The 21104-nt window shown below is 63.0% G+C and carries 18 protein-coding genes; 9 read left to right on the top strand and 9 right to left on the bottom strand.

Annotated features, from left to right (window positions below; genetic code table 11):
- Positions 1–427: 427 nt before the first annotated feature.
- From AC0L3N_RS26045 to AC0L3N_RS26065, 5 genes are all read left to right on the top strand, one after another.
- A complete protein-coding gene (locus AC0L3N_RS26045) occupies positions 428–1369 on the top strand; it encodes a hypothetical protein (RefSeq protein ID WP_473550311.1) in 942 nt (313 codons plus the stop codon).
- Between the two features lie 306 nt (positions 1370–1675).
- Positions 1676–2536 carry an FAD binding domain-containing protein gene (locus AC0L3N_RS26050; protein ID WP_473550312.1) on the top strand — a complete coding sequence of 287 codons (861 nt, stop codon included), beginning with the start codon at positions 1676–1678 and terminating at the stop codon, positions 2534–2536.
- The gene (locus AC0L3N_RS26055) at positions 2536–3012 is read left to right on the top strand and encodes a (2Fe-2S)-binding protein (RefSeq protein ID WP_473487593.1); all 477 of its coding nucleotides are present in this window, start codon (positions 2536–2538) and stop codon (positions 3010–3012) included. The genes AC0L3N_RS26050 and AC0L3N_RS26055 overlap by 1 nt, the downstream gene beginning before the upstream one ends.
- A 2-nt stretch (positions 3013–3014) precedes the next feature.
- Entirely contained in the window at positions 3015–5279 is a 2265-nt protein-coding gene (locus AC0L3N_RS26060) for a xanthine dehydrogenase family protein molybdopterin-binding subunit (RefSeq protein ID WP_473550314.1), read from the top strand.
- Positions 5279–5524: a MoaD/ThiS family protein gene (locus AC0L3N_RS26065; RefSeq protein ID WP_473550315.1), complete on the top strand. Its 246-nt coding sequence runs from the start codon at positions 5279–5281 to the stop codon at positions 5522–5524. The genes AC0L3N_RS26060 and AC0L3N_RS26065 overlap by 1 nt, the downstream gene beginning before the upstream one ends.
- Positions 5525–5671: 147 nt before the next feature.
- On the opposite strand, the gene AC0L3N_RS26070 is transcribed toward AC0L3N_RS26065, so the two are convergent.
- Positions 5672–6487 carry a class I SAM-dependent methyltransferase gene (locus AC0L3N_RS26070; protein WP_123150947.1) on the bottom strand — a complete coding sequence of 272 codons (816 nt, stop codon included), beginning with the start codon at positions 6485–6487 and terminating at the stop codon, positions 5672–5674.
- A gap of 279 nt (positions 6488–6766) precedes the next feature.
- On the opposite strand from AC0L3N_RS26070, the gene AC0L3N_RS26075 reads away from it, so the two are divergent.
- From AC0L3N_RS26075 to AC0L3N_RS26090, 4 genes are read left to right on the top strand one after another with little or no spacing between them, the layout of a single operon-like run.
- Positions 6767–7840: a DUF2817 domain-containing protein gene (locus AC0L3N_RS26075; RefSeq protein ID WP_473550317.1), complete on the top strand. Its 1074-nt coding sequence runs from the start codon at positions 6767–6769 to the stop codon at positions 7838–7840.
- Positions 7737–11615 carry a GAF domain-containing protein gene (locus tag AC0L3N_RS26080; RefSeq protein ID WP_473550318.1) on the top strand — a complete coding sequence of 1293 codons (3879 nt, stop codon included), beginning with the start codon at positions 7737–7739 and terminating at the stop codon, positions 11613–11615. Before AC0L3N_RS26075 ends, AC0L3N_RS26080 begins: the two co-directional genes overlap by 104 nt.
- The gene (locus AC0L3N_RS26085) at positions 11612–12004 is read left to right on the top strand and encodes a response regulator (protein WP_473550320.1); all 393 of its coding nucleotides are present in this window, start codon (positions 11612–11614) and stop codon (positions 12002–12004) included. The genes AC0L3N_RS26080 and AC0L3N_RS26085 overlap by 4 nt, the downstream gene beginning before the upstream one ends.
- On the top strand, positions 12001–13251 hold the full coding sequence (locus AC0L3N_RS26090; protein WP_473550321.1) for an adenylate/guanylate cyclase domain-containing protein: 1251 nt from the start codon (positions 12001–12003) through the stop codon (positions 13249–13251). Before AC0L3N_RS26085 ends, AC0L3N_RS26090 begins: the two co-directional genes overlap by 4 nt.
- A 254-nt stretch (positions 13252–13505) precedes the next feature.
- On the opposite strand, the gene AC0L3N_RS26095 is transcribed toward AC0L3N_RS26090, so the two are convergent.
- From AC0L3N_RS26095 to AC0L3N_RS26130, 8 genes are all read right to left on the bottom strand, one after another.
- Complete coding sequence (locus tag AC0L3N_RS26095; protein ID WP_123150955.1) at positions 13506–13925, bottom strand: DOPA 4,5-dioxygenase family protein; 420 nt, start codon at positions 13923–13925, stop codon at positions 13506–13508.
- Between the two features lie 115 nt (positions 13926–14040).
- On the bottom strand, positions 14041–15597 hold the full coding sequence (locus AC0L3N_RS26100) for a serine hydrolase (RefSeq protein ID WP_473550323.1): 1557 nt from the start codon (positions 15595–15597) through the stop codon (positions 14041–14043).
- A gap of 131 nt (positions 15598–15728) precedes the next feature.
- A complete protein-coding gene (locus AC0L3N_RS26105) occupies positions 15729–16487 on the bottom strand; it encodes an ABC transporter permease (RefSeq protein ID WP_473550324.1) in 759 nt (252 codons plus the stop codon).
- Complete coding sequence (locus AC0L3N_RS26110; protein ID WP_473550325.1) at positions 16484–17260, bottom strand: ABC transporter ATP-binding protein; 777 nt, start codon at positions 17258–17260, stop codon at positions 16484–16486. The genes AC0L3N_RS26105 and AC0L3N_RS26110 overlap by 4 nt, the downstream gene beginning before the upstream one ends.
- A complete protein-coding gene (locus AC0L3N_RS26115; protein WP_473550327.1) occupies positions 17260–18306 on the bottom strand; it encodes an ABC transporter substrate-binding protein in 1047 nt (348 codons plus the stop codon). The genes AC0L3N_RS26110 and AC0L3N_RS26115 overlap by 1 nt, the downstream gene beginning before the upstream one ends.
- 67 nt (positions 18307–18373) lie before the next feature.
- Positions 18374–18811 (bottom strand): VOC family protein, encoded by a 438-nt coding sequence (locus AC0L3N_RS26120; RefSeq protein WP_287097901.1) that lies wholly within the window; start codon positions 18809–18811, stop codon positions 18374–18376.
- A gap of 2 nt (positions 18812–18813) precedes the next feature.
- Entirely contained in the window at positions 18814–19545 is a 732-nt protein-coding gene (locus AC0L3N_RS26125; protein WP_292192908.1) for a FadR/GntR family transcriptional regulator, read from the bottom strand.
- Between the two features lie 11 nt (positions 19546–19556).
- Positions 19557–21023, bottom strand: coding sequence for an FAD-binding oxidoreductase (locus AC0L3N_RS26130; RefSeq protein ID WP_473550328.1), 1467 nt, complete (start codon positions 21021–21023; stop codon positions 19557–19559).
- Positions 21024–21104 lie beyond the last annotated feature (81 nt).

Raw genomic sequence — 21104 nt, forward strand, 5'->3', positions numbered from 1 at the left:
TCCGGGCTAATCGCTGTCCGCCAAACGACCACTTCAGGGTCACGACTTCGCGTTGAGCAGCGACGGGCCGCGGACCCTTATCCCTGATCACCAGGGCCTCTGATCAGCGGCCCGGAGCCAACATCCGAGCGACCGCTCCAACGCCCGCCACGGAACTGCCCCTTGCCCGCTCCGAAGCGCCCGACCGTTCACGACGACCGAATCCGATTTGCCGCGTGGCGCCACGTTGTGGCGAAAAGGCTGTTGTCGAACCGCAAGAGCAGCGGAACGTCCGGAATGGGATACGAGATCGTTGCAGTGTGCTCGTCCAACGGGAACGTCCGACTAGGGTCATTTCCGGTCGTTGACGCCTCCTACGAAGATGTAGGTGTTGAAGCGGAATGGTATTAGTCTGCGCGGTCTCGGGCTTCAGCAAGCTGGCAAACGCATGGATTTCAGTACCTTCTCAGGGCAAGGCTATTTCCTTATCGGCGGCCTCATCCTGGTCGGTGCCGGGCTCCTGATCCTTTCGCTGATCGTCAATCTTCGTGTGGCACACAGCGTGCGCCACGACATGCGCCATCGTGAAAAGCTGCTGGAATATTATCGCAACATCTTTTCCCAGCTCGGCGTGATCCTGATCGGAATTGGCGTTTCTCTGTTCATCTTCTTTTTTCAGCAGAATTATCAGGACCAGCGCAAACGCGAAACGGACCTCCAGCTGGCTCTCGCCAAACTGGCCGCGCGCATTGCTCGCGGCGCCGCCGTCGTCGAATTCCTTGGCGAATTCGATGTGCTGCTGGATGATGGCGGGCCTTACATCAGCCCGGAGCTCGGTGGAACGAACGCCGCGATCAGCGCGCACGGGGCGGAACTCGGCAAGCAGGTCGCCGAGATCCTTCTGGTTGAGCGCGATGTTGAGGTTCAAGGGTTCGAGATCCTGAACCTATCGCGCGATTTCGAAGCATCGTTCGTCGTCAACGAACTCGATCCCGCGCTGTGGTTCAACATCGTCCGGGATGAGAGCGAGATCAAATATGCCACCACTCAGCTCGCCCTCGACTACAAGGACCTGCAGGATGCGATCGGCGGAGACTCGATCGCGGTTGCGATCGCAAATCCTGGAAAGGAGGCAAAGATCAAGCAGGAGGTGCTCGACATCTTTTATGATGCCGACCTCTTGCGCCAGCGCAGTAGGAGACTTCTCGGCCGTGCGTGCTGGCTTTTCAGCAAGGGGCGCAGCTTCGTCAACCTTGGACCGGTCAACGAGATCGAGGCCGATGCCAGGTCGCACCAGGAATGGATCGATCGGTCGAAACGCTTCCTGACGCAGTTGAAGTCGGGAAGCGGCGATTGTTTCAAATTGCTCCAGTTCGGCCCGGCGCCCTGAGTCGAGAACGCGCCGGCAAAGGGCCCGCCGCCCTGCGGCTCTAGGACCCAGACTCCGTCAGCTGGCTACCGCCGATGGTCGATATGGGCGGAATGTTGCCATTCGTCTCGTCGATCGGGAACGAGAAAGTGGTTGATCCGGACGGAACTGCAAGAGTGTCCCGACACGGGCGCACGCCAGTTCGGGTAGATTTGGGACTCGGTTTTGCGGCGCCTGGCCTAATCGCTGCTGATGCAGAACCGGATGACCATTCCGATCCAAGGCTCTATAACAGGCCGACAGAGGTGCGATGATCAAGGGGAGACGATGCGCTACATACGTCCGCATTCAATGGAAGATGCCGTTGGCCAGTTGGCCGGCTCGTCTGGCACGGCCGCCATTCTCGCCGGAGGCAGCGACCTCCTGGTGAGGATGAAAGGCGGCTTTATCGAGCCCGACCTGATCCTCGACATCAAGGCGATCGATGGGCTCAGCGAAATCAGGGAAACGGCGGAGGGCTTCAGCATCGGTGCGGCGGTCTCCTGCGCCTTGATGGGGGAGAGCGCGGCCTTGAAGGGGGAATGGCCGGGCGTCGTCGAGGCGGCCAAGCTGATCGGCTCGAAGCAGGTGCAGGGACGCTGCACCATCGTCGGCAATCTTTGCAACGCCTCGCCGGCGGCCGACAGCGTGCCGGCACTGGTAGCCGCAGGCGCCAGGGCATTGATTGCCGGGCCAGGAGGCAAGCGCGCCGTCGCGGTAGAGGCAGTGCCGACCGGGCCGGGCAAGACGTCGCTCGCCAAGGGAGAGATCATCGAGGCCATCCTGCTCGACAAGCGCCCGCCGCGCTCCGGCGATGCCTATCTGCGGTTCATCCCGCGCACGGAGATGGACATCGCCGTTGTCAGCGCTGGCGTGAACCTGACGCTCGATGAGGCGGGTGTCGTCAAAGCGGCCCGCGTGGCACTGGGCGCCGTGGCGCCGACGGTGCTGCTGGTGGAAGAGGCCGCCGAGGCCCTCATCGGCAGGAAGCTGGACGAAGCAGCACTTGAGCGGCTCGCCAAGGTCTGCTCGGGGGCCTGCCGGCCCATCGACGACAAGCGCGGCACCATCGAATTCAGAAGGAAAGTTGCGGGTGTGCTGGCCAGGCGGGCCGCCATGACCGCCTATGCACGTGCAGGAGGCAGATGATGGCCGGTGTAGCAGTCTCAACGACAATCAACGGCGACAATTTCGAGTACCTTTGCCAACCGGACGAGACGCTGCTCGATGTGCTGCGCGACCGCCTCGGGCTGACCGGCGCCAAGGAAGGCTGCGGCACCGGCGACTGCGGCGCCTGCAGCATCATCCTCGACGACCGGCTGGTGTGTTCGTGCCTGGTGCTTGGCGCGGAGGCTGAAGGCCGGCGCGTCGAGACCGTCGAAGGCATGGCGCATGGCGACACGCTGCATCCGCTGCAGCAGAAGTTCCTTGAGCACGCAGCGCTGCAATGCGGCATCTGCACGCCGGGCTTCCTGATCGCCGCGAAGGACCTTTTGGCCAAGAACCCCGACCCGACCGAGGAGGAAATCCGCTTCGGCCTCGCCGGGAACCTCTGCCGCTGCACCGGCTATGACAAGATCGTGCGCGCCGTCCAGGACGCGGCAAACGTGATGAAGGGAGCATGACGATGAATTTCGATCCACGTTTCGCGGGGCGCAATTTCACCTCGGTCGGCACCCGCCCCATCCGTCCCGACGGCGTCGACAAGGTGACGGGCCGCGCGCGCTACGGCGCGGACTTCAACATGGCCGGCCAGCTGGTCGGGCGTGTTCTGAGAAGCCCGCACGCCCACGCCACGATCAGGAAGATCGACACCTCGAAGGCGGAGAAACTCCCCGGCGTGAAGGCAGTGATCACCGCCGCCGACCTGCCCGACCTCACCGATGGCAATTCCGCCATGTACGACATCCTCGACAACTGCATGGCGCGCAAGAAAGCGCTCTATGACGGTCATGCGGTGGCTGCGGTCGCCGCGGTCGACGCCCGCACTGCCAGGCAGGCGCTGAAGTTGATCGAGGTCGACTACGAAGTGCTGCCGCATGTGACCGATGTCGACGAGGCGATGAAGCACTCGGCGCCCGTGCTCAACGACGCCATCTTCACCGAGGGCCTCGAGGAAAAGCCCGCCAAGCCGTCCAATGTCACCAAGCGCACTCAGTACGGCCATGGCGACGTTCATCAGGGTTTTGGACAGGCCGATTACGTCGTCGAACGCTCCTTCAAGACCGAGCAGACGCATCAGGGCTATATCGAGCCGCATGCCTGCGTGGCCAACGTCAGCTCGGACGGCACCGCCGACCTCTGGGTCTGCACGCAGGGCCATTTCGTCTACCGCCAGCACTGCGCCCAACTGCTTGGGATGGAGGCCTCCAAGCTTCGCGTCACCTCCTCGGAGATCGGTGGCGGTTTCGGCGGCAAGACCCATGTCTGGGCCGAGCCGGTGGCGCTGGCGCTGTCGCGCAAGGCCGGCCGGCCGGTCAAGCTGGTCATGACGCGCGACGAGGTGTTCCGCGCCTCGGGGCCGACCAGCGCCACCTCGATTGACGTCAGGATCGGCGCCCGCAAGGACGGCACGATCACCGCGGCCGAGGCGACGCTACGCTACTCCTGCGGCCCCTATGCCGGCATGTGGGCCGAGATTGGCGCCATGACCGCGTTTGCCTGCTACAGGCTCGAGAACGTCAAGACGGTTGGCTACGAAGTGCTGGTCAACCGGCCGAAGACCGCGGCCTATCGCGCGCCATCGGCGCCGATGGCGGCGTTTGCGGTGGAAAGTGCCGTCGACGAGCTGGCCAAGGAGATCGGCATGGATCCGGTCGAGTTCCGCATCAGGAACGCCGCCCAGGAAGGCACCAGATCGTCCTACGGCCCGGTATATGGCCCGATCGGCATCGGCCCGACGCTGGAAGCGGTGAAGAACCATCCGCACATGAAGGCGCCGCTGGGCAAGAACCAAGGCCGCGGCATGGCTTGCGGCTTCTGGTTCAACTTCGGCGGCCAGACCTGCACCGACCTCAACATCGGCATGGACGGCTCGGTCTCGCTTGCCGTCGGCACGGTCGATGTGGGTGGTTCCCGCGCCTCGCTGTCGCTGGTGGCGGCGGAGGAACTCGGCATCGCCTATGAGCAGGTCAAGGCGGTGGTGGCTGACACCTCCAGCCTCGGCTACAACGACATGACGGACGGCAGCCGCGGCACCTTCTCCTCCTCCATGGCGACGATCTCGGCCGCCCGCAACGCCGTCAAGATCCTGCGGGAACGCGCCGCGCAGATGTGGGACATTCCCGTCGACGACGTGGTCTGGGAAAAGGGCCACGCTATCGCCAAAGGCGAGAAGTACGGCAACCTTGCAGCGCTGTCGCTGAAGGAGATCGCGGCCGCGTCCGGCAAGACGGGCGGACCGATCGCCGGCCACAGCGAGCTCGTCGCCGACGGCGCCGGCGTGTCCTTCGCCACCCATATCTGCGATATCGAGGTCGATCCGGAGACCGGCGCCACGAGGGTCCTGCGCTACACAGTCGTGCAAGATGCCGGCAAGGCGGTGCACCCGACCTATGTCGAGGGGCAGTACCAGGGGGGTGCGGCGCAAGGCATCGGCTGGGCGCTCAACGAAGAGTACATCTACGGCAAGGACGGGCGGCTGCAGAACCCCGGCTTCCTCGACTACCGCATCCCGGTCTGCTCGGACCTGCCGATGATCGACACGCAGATCCTCGAGATCCCCAATCCCAACCATCCTTATGGGGTGCGTGGCGTCGGCGAGACCTCGATCGTGCCGCCGCTGGCGGCGATCGCCAATGCGGTGTCGAACGCCGCTGGCGTGCGGATGACGCATATCCCGATGTCGCCGCCACGGATTCTCGCGGCGATCGAGGCTGAACGGGAAGGCTGATGGTCGAGGTAACGCTCTGGGGATCGCTTGGCGCGCTCGCCGGAGGCAAGAGCAAGGTCGAAATCGAGGCCAAGGATATTCGGGAGCTGTTCAGAAAGCTGGCCGAGCAGTATCCCGGCCTCGAGCCCTTGATCGATCGCGGGATTGCTGTGGCGATCGATGGGGTGATTTATCGCGATACGTGGGGGAAGGAATTGCCGCCGGGGGCGGAGATTTTTTTGCTGCCGCGGTTGGCTGGGGGGTGAGTGGGGCGAGGACGCGCGGTATATAGAATGGCAGCTTTGCGCAGCATCTCGGTCGTTCCGCCCGAGGGCAGAGGCAACCGAAAGCGGACGCGCTGTTCAGAAATCTACCTCTTGGTTACGGCAAAACGAACCACAAGAGCCCATCGACTAGACCGGTCGAACGGCTTCAGCCCAAGACATTCCAAACCAGACGGCCGAGTCCGGCTCCTTGCTCCAATCAATCAGGGCGTCGAGCGTCGCAGTGACGGATTGGCGAGGCAATCCGATAGCGACGATATCGTCCATCGCTTCATCGATGATGCTCGCAATGTTCCGGACAACTGCCTCAAAGTCAGGCTCGCCGGCGCATCCGCCAAAAAAGACAAATGTGATACGTCGTGGACGCAAGTCGGCCTGATGCAACAATTGAACAAGGCGACGTCCGATGATTGGATCATTGCCGTGTCGGTCGTAGGTTCGCTGATAGGCATGCCACAGTGAGGCAAATCCCGGTGGCTCGGGCCAGAGCCGCAGCCCATCATAGTCGTCATCTGACAATATCACCCGTCCGCCCGGTCGCACTGCGCCGGCCATGTTGCGAACAAGCAGCAACGGGTCAGGTAGGTGCTCGAGAACGAACCGCGCATGAGCAACGTCGAACTGTCCAAGCTCGTTATCGGTAAGAAGTGGAGCAAGCACGTCACCCTGCCTCATCTCCAGAAATGCCAAATCCCCATCGGCGTCAGCCTGTCGTAGCGCCTCCGCTATCTGCTCCGGGCTTCGCTCCAAAGCCAAGACCGGAACACCGGTGGCCCGCGCCATCATTCTCGAAAACTGCCCTAACCCAGCACCGAAATCGACGACCCGCTCGCCAACAACCAGCTGTGCAGCGTCGAGACATCGTTGATTAAGACGCTTGTTTAAAGCCGTCAGCCGTTGCTGCTCGGCTTCACTTGATCCATGCGTATAATGCGATGACGACATTCACTGCCCCCAGATCGAATGACCATATCAGCTTCGCATAAGGTCGGACGACGTCAAGATCAGCGGCTGTGAATTGAACCGTGGCGACCCCTGCGCCCGGCACATCAATTACCGCTTTGCGCCTAATGGCGGTCATTGCAACCGTCGGGTCCATTCCCAAAAACCGGACATCGTTAGAGCAGAGGCAACAGGCAGCTTTGCACCAAAAGCGGATATTGCACCGATATTGCACTTCGCCATCCGCGTGGTCACAATAGGTCGCTTGTCGCCGAGGGACCGATGGACAGCTTCTCCGAAAGCTATGCTGAAGCGCGCGGCAAGTTCCTGGTCGCCTGCGCGGGAGCCGGGGCGCGGTTGACGAGCTATCCGCGAGCAGGGCTGCTGGGCGAGGCTGGCGAAGCGCTCGCGACCGACGTCGCTTGCCTTGGCCCCGAGACTGCGCAGCGTGCCGCGATCGTGATCTGCGGCACGCACGGCTCGGAAGCCTTTTCTGGCTCGGCAATCCTGACCCGCTGGCTGTCATCTCGCATTGGCGGTCCATCGGGCATCCGGCTGGTACTCGTGCACGCGATCAATCCTTGGGCATTCTCGCATCGCACGCGCACGGACGAGAACAATATTGATATCAACCAAAACTTCCTGGACTTTGACAACGGTGCTGCAGTCGCAAATCCGGCCTACGACGCAGTCGTCGACCTATTGCATTCCGATCCGTCGGACGCGGCGCGCGTACTGGAACTGCACCGCACCTACAAGACCTATTTCGAGGCGCATGGCTGGGCGCTCGAGGGACAAGTTTGGCAGGGGCAGTGGCACCGGCCGGATGGGCTCATGTATGGCGGGCAGTCGCCGACCTGGTCGAATGTTACGTTCCGCCGCATAGTTCGGGAGCATCTTTCTGGCGCGAGCACGATTGGCTTCCTCGACTGGCACACGGGGATCGGCCAGTTCGGCGAAATCGTGCACTTGATCTTCGACGTGCCTGGAAGCGAAGAGCACCGCGCGGCGTGCGGCTGGTGGGCGCTCGCAACCAATGAGGACAGCGCGTTCAAGACGGGCGTCAAGCCGAAGTACCGCGGGCTTCTGTGTCAGGCGATCCGCCTTGAGCGGCCCGACGCGCGGATCGCCGGCGCTGTGATCGAGTTTGGTACGGCCGATGACTATCAGCTCTTCCGCGGCGACCTCATCGACCGCTGGCTACGCTTCGAGGGACGCGACCATCCCGACGCTAAAGCGCTGCGCGCCGTTCATGTCGATGTATGCTGCCCGCGCGACATCTCTTGGCGCAGGCTGGTGGAGACCAGCGGACCGGCCCTGTTGGACCAACTCCTGGCAGGTGTTACAGACTGGTAAGCTGACGGCCTTGCCGCCAGCAAAGCCGCACTGCTGCGTTTGCGTTCAACCGCGCTGGGTTATCCGGCGAGTTCGAGCAGCTTTTGATACCGCGGATGATTGCGGGTGGCCTAGATTTTTCGGTTCCATTCTGCCTATGGTTTTTGACTCGACCTTGTGGGCAGCGTTGTGGACCGAAGGCCAGGATCTGCACATGCGGGAATCATACAGCGCACTCCAAGCTAGGATTGAGGTCCTCGCCAAGGAACTGAGTGAAGCGCGCGAACAGCAGGCGGCGGCTGGCGCTATCCTTGGAGTGATTGCCGCATCGCCGACGGACATTCAACCCGTGCTGAACGCCGTCGCCGAAAGCGCTGCACGACTTTGCAATGCGTTTGACGCGACAATCTATCTGCTGCGCGGTAAGAAGCTAGCCGTCGGGGCGCATCACGGGCCGATCCCAGTTAGCGCAGATGGCTTGCCGGTCGTGCGCGACATTGTCACCGGCCGCGCCGTGCTGGATCGAGCGCCCGTCCATGTTCACGATCTGCTCGCGTCCGGAGACGAGTTTGCTACCGGACGAAAAATGGCTGAGAAGCTCGGCTTCCACACGGTTCTTGCCACTCCATTATTGCGGGAAGGCGAAGCGATCGGGGCCCTCATGATCCGCCATAGAGAGGTCCGACCCTTCAGCGCGAAGCAGATAGAACTCCTCAAGACGTTTGCCGATCAGGCCGTCATCGCCATCCAGAACGTACGGCTCGTCGAGGAGATTCAAACGCGCAACCGCGAAGTGACCGAAGCGCTGAAGCAACAAACGGCGACTGCCGACGTGCTCAAGGTTATCAGCCGTTCAAAATTTGATCTCCAATCGGTGCTCGATACGCTGGCAGAGTCCGCAGCTCGGCTATGTGGCGCGAATATTGTAGATTTCTACCACCTGGTCGAGGACGGCTTCCAATGGGCGGCTAGTTTCAGCGACGAGACGGAAGCCGAACGAAATCATACGATGATCAAACGTCAGGCCGGACGCGGATCTGCATCCGGCCGCGTGCTGCTGGATCACAAAACAGTTCATATTCCCGATTTCGAGGCCGACGCCGAGTTCACTTTCGTGGACGTAGCGCGGAAGCGTGGCGTTCGCGGCATACTAGGCGTTCCCCTCATGAGCGGAGATACGCTCATCGGCTTGCTGCTCCTGCTGCGTAAGGTACCCGGGCCGTTTTCGCCGAAGCAAATCGAGCTTGCTGAGACTTTCGCGGATCAGGCTGTCATCGCCATCCAGAACGTGCGCCTGTTCGACGAGGTGCAGGCGCGCACGGCCGAACTCGGCGAGGCGCTGCAACAGCAGACGGCGACCGCAGATGTGCTGAAAGTCATCAGCGCATCCGCCTTCGACCTGCAGACGGTGCTGGACACTCTCGTGGAATCGGCAGTCCGGCTGTGTCGCGCGGACAAGGGTTGCCTCGAACGAATTATCGATGGCAGGTTCGAATATGCGGCCATCACCGGATTTCCCCCGGGCTTCAGGGAGTATGGCGAAACGCACCAGACGGAACCCGGCCGCGGATCGGCTGTTGGGCGCGCTGCCGAAGAACTGCGCGTCATCCAGGTCGAAGATGTCACCGTGGACCCCGAATATACACATTCGGCGATTGCCGCGGTCGGCGGCATGCGCACCGTCCTTGCAGTGCCGCTGCTTCGTGAAGGCGAACTCCTTGGCACCTTTGCCATGATCCGCACCGAGGTGCGGCCCTTTAACGAGAGGGAAATCGAACTGGTCAAAACCTTCGCCGACCAGGCGGTGATCGCGATCGAGAATGTGCGCCTGTTCGACGAGGTGCAGGCGCGTACACGCGAAGTGACGGAAGCGCTGGAGCAGCAGACAGCGACCGGCGCGATACTGCAAGTGATCGCCGGGTCTCCGACGGATATTCAGCCTGTTCTGGACGCAGTCGCTGAAAGTGCCGCCCGGCTTTGCGACGCCTATGATGCGACGATCTATCTGCTGCGCTCCGACAGGCTGGCCGTGGGGGCGCACCACGGGCCGATTCCGATTGACGACAGTGGCTTGCCGTTATCACGGGACATAGTCACCGGCCGCGCCGTATTGGATCGAGTGCCGGTCCACGTTCATGACTTGACGGTCGCCGGAGAGGAGTTTGCAACTGGCCGAATGATGGCCCGCCAACTTGGCTTCCGAGCGATTCTCGCCACTCCGCTATTACAGGAAGAAAAAGCGATCGGAGCGCTTATGATCCGGCGCACTGAGGCTCGGGCCTTCAGCGCCAATCAGATCGACCTCCTCAAGACCTTCGCCGACCAAGCGGTGATCGCCATCCAGAACGTGCGCCTGTTCGACGAGGTGCAGGCACGTACCGCAGATGTCAGCGAGGCGCTGAGGCAGCAGACGGCGACGGCGGATGTGCTCAAGGTGATCAGCCGCGCGGCTTTCGACCTGCCGACCGTGTTGAACGCTCTGGTCGAATCGGCCGCCAAGTTGTGCGGAGCAAGCTATGGTGGGATCTTCCTTCGTTACGGCGACATGCTGCGTGGCCGCGCCACTATCTCCGAGAGAAAAACCGATTGGACGATGGATCATCCGATCGCAATCGACCGCCGGTGGCTTTCGGGACGCGTAGCCCTCTCGGGTAGTATCGAGTATATACCCGACGTAGAGGAGGATCCGGATTTCAATCTGCAGGAATTCCGGGCAATCACCGACACAAGGGCGCTGATGGGTGTTCCGATGCTCAGGGAAGGCAAGGTCGAGGGCGTGTTCTTCCTCGGGAAGATGGAACCGAATTCATTCACTTCGCGCCAAGGCGAACTTGTGCAGACGTTCGCCGACCAAGCCGTGATCGCGATCGAGAACGTCAGGCTGTTCGATCAGGTGCAGGCGCGCACGCAGGAACTGGCGGCATCCCTCCAGGATCTGCAGGCCGCACAGGGACGGCTGCTGCAGACGGAAAAGCTCGCCTCGCTCGGCCAACTCACCGCAGGCATCGCCCACGAGATCAAGAACCCGCTCAACTTCGTCAGCAACTTCTCGCTGCTGTCAAACGAGCTGGTCGACGACATCCGCACGGTGCTGGAAGGGGCGGGAATCGACGGCGGCACAAGAGCCGAGGTCGAGGAGCTTGGCGATACGCTGAAGGCCAATCTCGACAAGGTGGTGCAGCACGCCAAGCGCGCCGATTCCATCGTCCGCAACATGCTCATGCATTCGCGAGAGGGCTCCGGAGAGCATCGCGTCGTCGACATCAACTCGCTGGTCGACGAAAGCCTCGGTCTTGCCTATCACGGCGCGCGCGCGGAAAAGAAGGATTTCAGCGTCACGCTAGAAAAGAACTACGATCCGCGGGCCGGCTCGGTCGATCTCTACCCGCAAGAGATCACCCGCGTGCTGCTCAACCTGATCGCGAACGGCTTCTACGCGACTGCAAAGCGCGGCGCCGAAGGCAACGGCGCAGCTTACGAGCCGATGCTTTCCGCCTCGACGAAAAACCTCGGCGACGCGGTGGAAATCCGCATCCGCGACAATGGCACGGGCATCCCGCCGGAAGTGAAGGAGAAGATGTTCAATCCTTTCTTCACCACCAAACCCGCCGGCGAAGGCACCGGGCTTGGCCTGTCGCTCAGCTACGATATCATCGTCAAGCAGCATTCCGGCACGATCGAGGTCGAGACGGTGCCGGGATCGTTCACCGAGTTCCGTATCGTCCTGCCGCGCAGCGGCGTGGCGACGGCGAAGCCTGAGCCGGAGGCGGAGGCGGAGGCGGAGGAGCGAGCATGAGCGTGCTGATTCTCGTAGTCGACGACGAACCCGACATCGAGCCGCTGTTCAGGCAGCAGTTCCGGCGCGATCTGCGCGCCGGCCACTTCGTCATGGAGTTCGCGCTGTCTGGGGAAGCGGCGCTGCAGCTGATCGAACGGGCCGAGGCCGCCTCGCTGATCCTGATCCTGTCTGACATCAACATGGCCCCCGGCATGAGCGGGCTGGAGCTGCTGCCAAGGGCAAGGGCCGCGCTGCCTGATGTGCCGGTCATCATGATCACCGCCTACGGCGACGCCGAGACGAAACGCAAGGCGCTCGAAAACGGCGCCGAGGCGCTGCTCGACAAGCCGATCGACTTTTTGGTGCTGCGCGGCGTGATCGAGGCCAAGCTCGGATGGGCGGCGTGACGTCGCGCATCCTGGTCGTCGACGACGAGCCGGACCTCGAGTCGCTGGTGCTGCAGAAATTTCGCCGACAGATCCGCGACGGGCAGGTGAGCTTCCTATTCGCGCGCGACGGTATCGAGGCGCTCGGTCTCGTCGGACAGAACCCGGACCTCGACATGGTGGTGACCGACATCAACATGCCGCGCATGGATGGGCTGTCGCTACTGCAAAAGCTGCAGGAAGCGGAGGGAGAGCTTTCGACCATCATCGTCTCGGCCTATGGCGACATGGCCAATATCCGCACGGCGATGAACCGCGGCGCCTTCGACTTCCTGACCAAGCCGATCGATTTCGCCGACCTCGAGGCGACGATCGCCAAGACGCTGCGACATCTCGAAGTACTGCGTGAGGCCCGGCGGCGCCAGTTCTCTGCCGAGCGCGCGCATGCGTCCCTGTCGCGCTATTTCTCGCCCAACCTCGCCGAGCGTCTGGCAAGCGACCAGCAAGGGATCGACCTGGCCGGATGCCGGCGCGAGGTCGCGTCGGTGTTCACCGACATCGCCGGCTTCACCTCGCTGGCGGAGGCGATCGAGCCGGTGGCTCTGGGCGCCCTGCTCAACGAATACGTCGCCGGCATGACCGACATCGTGTTCGCGCATGAAGGTACGGTGACGAAGATCATCGGCGACGCGCTGCATGTGCTGTTCGGCGCGCCGGGCGAGCAGGCGGACCACGCGGCGCGGGCGGTCGCCTGCGCGCTCGACCTCGACGCCTTCGCCGAGAACTGTCGCAAGCGCTGGCACGACAATGGAGCCGCCTTGGGAGCGACCCGCATCGGCGTCCATGCCGGGCCGGCGATCGTCGGCAATTTTGGCGGCACGCGCTTCTTCGACTACACAGCCTATGGGGACACAATCAACATCGCGGCGCGGCTGGAAGCCGCCAACAAGCAACTAGGCACGCGTATCTGCGTGAGCGAGCGCGTCGCGAGGCAAGTTGGGAATTTCTGGGGACGGCCGGTGGGCGACCTCGTGTTGAGAGGACGAACGGAGTCGCTGCGCGCTTTCGAGCCATTGCGGCCTGAGCAATGCGACGACCTCGCGACGAAGGATTACCTCGCGGCATTTGCCAAGTTGGAGGCCGGCGATCCCGGTGCGCTCGCCGCGTTTGCTGCTGAAGTAGGCAGGCGTCCGGAGGACCAGCTTGCGAGCTTCCACCTGAAGCGATTGCTGAACGGGGCGACAGGTGCGCGGATCGACATGGACTGATCTAGGCAACGTTCAAATGTCCGCTTCCTTCGCTGCCTATTTCTTCCTTCCGCGGTTCCACGCAGCACGGTCCCTACGCGAAGCGACGGTCGATTGCTCGGAATCCAAAGTCGCCAATGGGTCAAGTCACGACATTTGACCTTGAAGGTTGAAGGTCCGCTATCGTCCTTCCCTGCACCACAAGCGCTGCTTTCGGCCCCAAGGCGGACAGTTGTCTTTGGCCAAGGCCGCCACCAGCAATAATTCGTCCTCCCCTATGCCCCCAGCGTCGGCTCCGTATTCACCTCCAGCGCCTCTTCCGCCTCATCCTCCTCGCCGAGAACCTCGCCGTGCACCCCCAGCGGGCGGCCTATCCAGATCGGGTCGACCAGATGGTCGCGCTTGGGGTTAGTGGTGTTCGGGTGGACGAGGATGCTCAGGCCGCCGTGATTCAGCATCAGCCACGGAACCAGGGTAGCGAAAGCTCCGGTGGCGAACGAGACCTGGTACATGGCCTGCTCATGCGGGCCAACCGGCTCGTCGCGCCAGTTGCCCAGGCGCACGCGGAAACGTTCGCCGATGCGAAGGCGCAGCCATTCGGCATGCTGCCGCTCGGCCGGCCCGTCATAGTAGATATGGGCGTGATAGCTGGCGATCTCCGCGAGAGGCCTTGGAGTGGCGGCGTCTTCGTTCACCTTGATGCTCCCCTTCGATGATTATGGCGTCCGGCAGACCCGAAGCATGGAAGGTCGACCTTGTCAGGCAGTGTTGATGCCGCCTCTTGCCGGGGGATAACTGGTGATTTTGACACTAGTCACCCACGCGCCGCAGCGTGCCGAGATTGTTATCGTCGAGAAACTCTATGGTCATGGCCGAGGCCTTGCCGTCGGGGCCGATGTCAAAGCCTACGCCCGATGGCCTGTCCGGCGTCTCGGCGTCCGGGAACGTCAGGAAGAGGTCGCCGTCGAAATGTTTCAATGAATAGGACCGGGCGCCGGCCGGCCCGACCTTGAGCACAAGGGCGTCTCCCGCACTCGACACGATCGCATCGCCAATGAAGTCGTTGGAGTAACGGCCCGCATAGGCATTGGCCGGCCCGGCCGACCTTGCCGGAGACGCTGGCGCGCCAAAGGTGGCCTTGGCCGCCGCGACCGCCGGGCCGAACAGGCTCGCATAGGTATCATCCCATGCCTTGACCCAGTCCTTCTCGACCGTTCCGTCGAAGACAAGATCGGCGAAGCTGTCGGACAGCCCCTCCGGCACGCCTGTCGAAAAGGCGTTGGCGACAATGACGATGCCAAGCTTCTCCTCCGGAAAAAGTGTCACCAGGGTGCGTGCGCCAACACTGAAGGCGCCGGCATGACCCCAGCTCAGGCCGTGCCGGCCGAATTCGACATTCCAGCCGAGACCGTAGAAGGACTGGCCGCCTGAGACGGGGTTCCTGCCGCGAGCCATCAGAGGAACATGCGTCTGGTCCAGCGCGTCGGCTTTAATGAGTGTCTCGCCGGCATAGACACCATTGCCGAGTACGAGGCGCACCCATTGCGAGAGATCGCGTACTGTAGAGCTGACGCCGCCCGCAGGCGCCTGCGCATCCGGATCGCGCTTTACCTTCGCGGCCCAGACGCCGTCGATCTTGACGTGGAGCGCAGCGCGATTGGCGTGCTTGATGAAGTCCGAATGACGGGAGCTGGTCGAATCCATTCCAAGCGGACGGTAGAGCTTCTCCTCGGCGATCTCCTCCCAAGGCTTGCCCGTCGGCTTCGCGGCCGCGACGGCGCCCTCGGTCAGTCCGAAATTGCTGTAGGAGTAGCCGGCACGAAAGCTCGACGACGGCGACACGAACCGCAGGCGACGCAGGATCTCCGCACGGTCATAGCCAATGTCCTCGAGGTCGTCGCCGGCCGTGCCGGGAAGTCCGCTGCGGTGCGAGAACAGGTCGCGGACCGTGAGTTCACTGGTCGGATAGGGCTCGGACAGCCGGAACGCCGGATCGAGATCGACGATTTTCGCATCCCAGGAAACAATCTCGTCGCTGACCAGCGCCGCCACTATCGTGGCGGAGACTGGCTTGGAGAGGGAGGCGATCTGGAACACCGTGTCGGGATCGACGGCCTCCGGTTTGCCGGCCTCGCGATGTCCGAAACCCTTGAGGAAGACCACCTCGTCGCCATGCACGACGCCGATGGCGAGACCGGGCACGCCACCGTCCTTGATCACGCCTTCGGCGAGCAGTTCGAGCTTCGACAGGGCGGCAGTGATCCGCTCGGGCGTAATTGTGTCGGCCGACGCCGCATGCGGCGAAAGCGCCAAGACGGCGATGAAGGCCCACATCCCCCAACGGCGGAAATTCCGACCCAGCCCCACGCTCGAGCTCCCCTATCCCCTGCAAGCACTGGTCATAGTACAGGCCGACACAGGAAAGGCCAACCCTCGCCTGGGCGGTAGAGCAAAGTCCCCTGTGCGACGCCAAGCGGCGATCCCCGGGAACCAGCCAGTCAACGGTAGCGAACGGACCATCGCTCAGCGGCGACGACCGTCGTGAAGAACCCGATCGACAACAGCGATGAGAGCACGATAGCGGCGTAGAGTCGGTCGGACTGATAGTTGAAGGTTGCCTGGATGATCAGCGCACCGAGACCTTTGTCGGAGCCGATCCATTCGCCAACGATCGCGCCGATCACCGCGGTCGCCGAGGCGATCCGCAGCGAAGCGAAAAGCATTGGCAGCGCACGCGGCAGGCGCAGGCGCCAGAATATTTCCCAACGCGTCGCCGACAGCACGCGAAACAGCTCGTGCTCGCTGGGGCTCGCCGATTCCAGCCCCCGGATCATGTTGATGAGCGTCGGGAAGAAACAGATCACTGCCGCGATCACAATCTTGGGCAGCATGCCGAGGCCGAAGATAAGGATCACGACCGGGGCCAGCGCAAGAACCGGGATCGTATTGAAGAACAACACGACCGGAAAATAGGCAGCCTGAAGCGTACGGCTGTGCACGAAGACGACCGCCAGCAGCACTGCGGCGAGGTTGCCGAGCACGAAGCCGGAGAGCGCCTCGATGGCCGTCGGCCAGAGGTTCGACAGGAGAAGCGATCCGTTCCTGGCAAACACGCCCGCTATCGCGGTCGGCGTCGGAACGATGTATGCCGGCACGCCGGCGAGCGGCAGCAGGAATTGCCATGCGAGAACGAGCGAGCCGGCGCCGACGATCGGCAGCACGGTTTGTGCGAACGGCGAAAGCGGGCCTCGGTTCACGAGGCCGCTCCAAGGGCGGAGCGCATCCTGGCCATTGCCGCGACGATCGCCGGATCCTCGCGCGAGCATCTGTTGTCCGGCCCCTTCAGCGGACGCAGATCGTGGTCGGCGACGATCCGTCCCGGATGCGCTGCAAGCACGATCACGCGCTGCCCGAGATAGACCGCTTCGGCAATGGAATGCGTGACGAACAGCACGGTCGTTCCGGTCCGCCGCCAAAGGTTCAGCAGTTCGTCGTTGAGGCGATCGCGGGTGATCTCGTCAAGCGCGCCAAACGGTTCGTCCATCAGAAGCAGGCGTGGCTCGCCAAGCAGCGCCCGGGCGATCGCCAGCCTTTGGCGCTGTCCGCCGGAAAGCTGATGCGGCAGGCGCTCACTGAGCGCCGACAGGCCGACGAGTTCGAGCAGCTCGTCGGCCCGGTCGTCTATCATGCGTGACAGGCTGCGGCGGCCCACCTGGATCGGCAGTCGTACATTCTCGCGCGCCGTGCGCCACGGCAAAAGGGTCGAGTCCTGGAAGACAAAACCCACGCCGCGGCCGGAGCGCACCGCCGACGGCGTTTCGCTCATCACGCGTATCGTGCCCGCAAGTGGCGCCAAAAGATCGGCGACAACCCGCAGAAACGTTGACTTTCCGCACCCCGAAGGCCCTAGGATCGACAGGAACGTCCCGGCCTCGACTGTCAGTTCGAGACCGGAGATCACCGTCACTGGCGAGCGCCGGCCGGGATAGCCGACGTCGAGCCCGGAGGTCTCGATGGCCGGCGCGGCCATCAAGAGGCAGGTGCGCCGAGCTTCGGCCGTTCAGCCGCACTGAGTTCGAGAATCTCAGTCGTATAGACGTCCTCGGCCTTCGGCCTGCCGTTTGGATACTGGCCAATCTGGTCAAGCAGCGCGATCTGGCTCTCGATCGAGGCAGGATCGAACGTGCCCCATCCATCCTTTTTCGTGTTTTCGTCGAACGACAGTTTCAGCACCAGGGGGATCGTCTTCTTTTCCCAGCCTGCGTCGATCTCGGGATAGGCCGCGACGAGCTTGTCGACCGCCTGCTCGGGATTGGCGTGGACCCACCCCCACCCCCTGGCGACCGCACCGATGAATTTTGCCAGGGTCTCGGAATCGGATTCGATGGCGCTGTCGGTCGCGAAGTAAACGTCGGCATAGGACGCCAAGCCCAGCTCCGACAACAGAAGATCGATGCGATCATCGCCGACGACGCTGAGCGCCTGCGTGTTGGTGATCCAGCCGCCGATCGCATCCACGTCGCCACGAACCAGCGGCGCCTTGTCGAACCCGACATTGACGATGGTGACTTCGGAAGGGTCGATCTTGTTCTTCGCGAGCATCGCGTCGATGGCGAAGCGCGCGGTCGGCTGCGTGCCGATCCGCATGCCCTTCAGATCCGCCGCCGACCGGATCGGCTTCGCCGGTTTCGAGGTCAGCGCATAGGGCCCGGTGCGATAGCCACAGGCGATGATCTTCACCGGGACGCCGCTTGCCCGCGCGGCATAGAGCTGAGGCGATTCGGAGAATTGGCCGAGCTGGGCGGCACCGGACACCACCGGCGGCACGGTGGCGGCGTTCGGTCCGCCGGGGCTGAACTCGACTTCGAGCCCGGCTTGGCTAAAATAGCCATTGGCGACGGCTGCGACGTCTCCGATCTGACCGTTCGACATCAGCCAGTCATACTGGACGACGAGCTTGGCGGCAGCCGAGGCGCTGGCGCCAAACAGCTGAAGTCCCGGCCCGAAAGCCGCCAGGCCGGCGGCGCCGGCCTTCAGGATCGATCTGCGATTCCACTGCGATGTGTTCCCACTCATCTTCTTGCTCCTTTGTTGGACTGTTTGCATGCGGCGCGGCCCTTCTCGCGAGGCCGTCGCGATCCAATCATTCTTGCGTGTCGTGATAGTCGCCCGGTCCGGCGCCGGTCCAGGCGTAGAGCTCCCACAGCGTCCCGTCCGGGTCGTGAAAGTAGGCGCAGCGCGCGTTCCAGACATAGTCGCCGGGCGGCCCGACGAACGGCACTCCCTTGTCCGACAGCTCGGTATAGAGCCGGTCGACCTCGCCGGCGCTTTCGAGTTCCATGGCAACGCACGCCTTGTGCGCCTGCTTCGGAGAACGGACATTCGAGACGCCGCAGTGGCGATTGATGTGATCCAGTTCCCATGCGGCGAGCGTCACACGCTCGGAATGAAAATCGACAAAGCCCTCGGCGCGCCGTCTGATCCGGTAGCCGAGTTTTTGGGTGTAGAAGTCGATGGTGCGGTCGATATCCTCGACAAGCAGGCAGATATCGGTGATTGCCTTGGTCTGCCCGAGCGACATGGTCACTTGCCTCGATTGATCTTCGCGGTGAGTTCGACGCCTACCCGCGATGCCGCGCCATCGATGTGCCGGCGCATCGCCTCGCCGGCAGCCTGCGGATCATGCGCGGCGAGCGCGTCGTAGATCCGCACGTGCTCGGCGACGTTGACCTCGACCAGGTCGTGCAGCGGGTTGGTGAGGCGGGCATAGTGGATCGACTGGCGGATCTGCTCGCAGACGAACGAAATGAAGGTGTAGATGTAGCTATTGCCGGTGGCCCGGGCGATCGCCCGATGGAAAAGCAGATCGGCCTCTATGCTGCCATCCTCCCAGCGCTCCTCGCCGCCCATGCGGTCCAGCGCAGCCTTGATCGCGTCAAGATCATCGGATGTACAGCGCGCCGCGGCCAGCGTGGCGGATTCGGTCTCCAGGATGCTGCGCAGCTCGAAGAGCTGCTCCATGTTGCGCTGGTCTTTCAGTGCTTCACGGTCGATCCGGATGGCTGTCCGCTGTTCCGGCGCCATGACGAATGCGCCCACCCCCTGACGCGCCTCGATCATGCCATCGGCGCGAAGCTGCGCAATCGCTTCCCTGACAACATTGCGGCTGACGCCGAACTTGTCGGCGAGCTGGCTTTCGGTGGGAAGCCGGGCTCCTGGGATGATGTCGCCGCCCTCGATCTCGCGGCTCAGATGCGAGGCGACGCGATGCGGAAGCGCCTCCACGCTGCCGATGATGGACGAACGCTGCTTCATGCGGCTTTCCCCTACAAATCGCCCGGACCAGGCATGAGACACGCGGGATTGAACAGGCCTGCCGGATCGAAGGCTGCCTTGATCGCGGTATGAAGCTGCCGTTCGCGTTGCGACAGGCCGGCCCAGAACACGTGACTGCGGCTGCGACCGACGCCATGCTCGGCGCTGAACGAGCCGCCGAGCGCGCCGACCAGTTCATAGAGTCGGGTCAAAACCGCCTGCCCTACGGTCCTCGCTTCGCCGGGCTCGCAATCTATGGGAGGCAGCACGTTGAAATGGATGTTCCCGTCACCCGCGTGGCCATAGGTCAGGGATGTCCAGCCTGGCCACTCGCGCACGATGCACGCGCGTGCTTGCTCGATCAGCTTCGGCACCTGGCTGAGGCGAACCGAAAGGTCGGTGCGCACGTGAAAGCCGCGCCGCGCCTGCCCTTCGACTAGGCCCTCCCGGATTGCCCAGAATGCGGCGGCCTGGGAGCGGCTTTGCGCGACGACGCCGTCCTTGATCAGGTCGGTCTCAAGGGCGCGCGCCAGCATCGTTTCAAGAAGTCCGCCGGCATCTATCCCTGGCCCGCAGGCGAGTTCGACGATCGCATGAACCGGACATTCTTGCGTCAACGGCGAGCGCAGCTTCGGATCGATGAGATGGGCCAGCGGCAGGCACTCCTCGCCGATGACCTCAAACGCGCTGAGAAGGTCGGAGCAGAGATGCCTCGCCATCCGGAACAGTTCGCATGCCTGGCGGAAGCTGCCCAATCCGACATAGGCGGTCTCGACCTGCGTCGGCCGGGGTGACAGCCTTACCTCGACGCCCGTGACGACCCCGAGCGTTCCTTCCGAACCGATCATCAATTGCTTCAGGCTGTAGCCGCGATTGTCCTTGCGGAGCCCGTTCATGCCGCTCCACAGTGTCCCGTCCGGCAGGACCGTCTCAAGCCCGAGCACCAGATCACGCGTCATGCCGTAGCGCAGCACGTTGATGCCGCCCGCATTGGTCGCGACATTGCCGCCGATCGTGCACGATCCCTGCGCGCCAAGCGCGAGAGGGAAGATCATGTCGGATGCTTCAGCGGCGTCCTTGACGTCCTGCAGCACGGCACCGGCATCCGCTTGCAGCGTGAAGTCGAGCGGATCGACGCAGCGTATCCGATTGAGACGCTCAAGCGACAGCACTGCGTAGTCCGAACTGTCGGAAATGGCGCCACCTGCAAGTCCGGTATTGCCACCCTGCACGACAATAGCCACACCGCTCTGCGAGCACCATCTCACAAACGCCTGGACGTCTGCCACGGATCCTGGACGCACGATGAAGCGGGCACTTCCGCGCCTGTCGCGACCCCAATCGAGGAGGTAGCGCTCTGCCAGTGGCGACCGTCCGTCTATCCGCGCATCACCCGCCAACTGCGCGGGCAGCTCAACAATTGCGCCGGAAGCTTCGCGTTGAAGAGATGGATGAACCGTAGTCATGGGTCCGATCATACGGTCATCCTACAACATGGCAAGTCCCATTCTTTCGGTTGCCGTCATCACTTCGGCGCCGAACTCCGCGGCCCACCCCGC

The organism is Mesorhizobium sp. WSM4807, from assembly GCF_055811615.1.

Bases quoted from the DNA above. Each gene is read 5' to 3' on its own strand.
- AC0L3N_RS26045 (WP_473550311.1), top strand. From the start codon at position 428: ATGGATTTCAGTACCTTCTCAGGGCAAGGCTATTTCCTTATCGGCGGC.
- AC0L3N_RS26125 (WP_292192908.1), bottom strand. From the start codon at position 19,545: ATGAAGCAGCGTTCGTCCATCATCGGCAGCGTGGAGGCGCTTCCGCAT.
- AC0L3N_RS26120 (WP_287097901.1), bottom strand. From the start codon at position 18,811: ATGTCGCTCGGGCAGACCAAGGCAATCACCGATATCTGCCTGCTTGTC.
- AC0L3N_RS26050 (WP_473550312.1), top strand. From the start codon at position 1,676: ATGCGCTACATACGTCCGCATTCAATGGAAGATGCCGTTGGCCAGTTG.
- AC0L3N_RS26060 (WP_473550314.1), top strand. From the start codon at position 3,015: ATGAATTTCGATCCACGTTTCGCGGGGCGCAATTTCACCTCGGTCGGC.
- AC0L3N_RS26070 (WP_123150947.1), bottom strand. From the start codon at position 6,487: ATGTCGTCATCGCATTATACGCATGGATCAAGTGAAGCCGAGCAGCAA.
- AC0L3N_RS26085 (WP_473550320.1), top strand. From the start codon at position 11,612: ATGAGCGTGCTGATTCTCGTAGTCGACGACGAACCCGACATCGAGCCG.
- AC0L3N_RS26055 (WP_473487593.1), top strand. From the start codon at position 2,536: ATGGCCGGTGTAGCAGTCTCAACGACAATCAACGGCGACAATTTCGAG.
- AC0L3N_RS26110 (WP_473550325.1), bottom strand. From the start codon at position 17,260: ATGGCCGCGCCGGCCATCGAGACCTCCGGGCTCGACGTCGGCTATCCC.
- AC0L3N_RS26075 (WP_473550317.1), top strand. From the start codon at position 6,767: ATGGACAGCTTCTCCGAAAGCTATGCTGAAGCGCGCGGCAAGTTCCTG.
- AC0L3N_RS26065 (WP_473550315.1), top strand. From the start codon at position 5,279: ATGGTCGAGGTAACGCTCTGGGGATCGCTTGGCGCGCTCGCCGGAGGC.
- AC0L3N_RS26080 (WP_473550318.1), top strand. From the start codon at position 7,737: ATGTCGATGTATGCTGCCCGCGCGACATCTCTTGGCGCAGGCTGGTGG.
- AC0L3N_RS26115 (WP_473550327.1), bottom strand. From the start codon at position 18,306: ATGAGTGGGAACACATCGCAGTGGAATCGCAGATCGATCCTGAAGGCC.
- AC0L3N_RS26130 (WP_473550328.1), bottom strand. From the start codon at position 21,023: ATGATCGGACCCATGACTACGGTTCATCCATCTCTTCAACGCGAAGCT.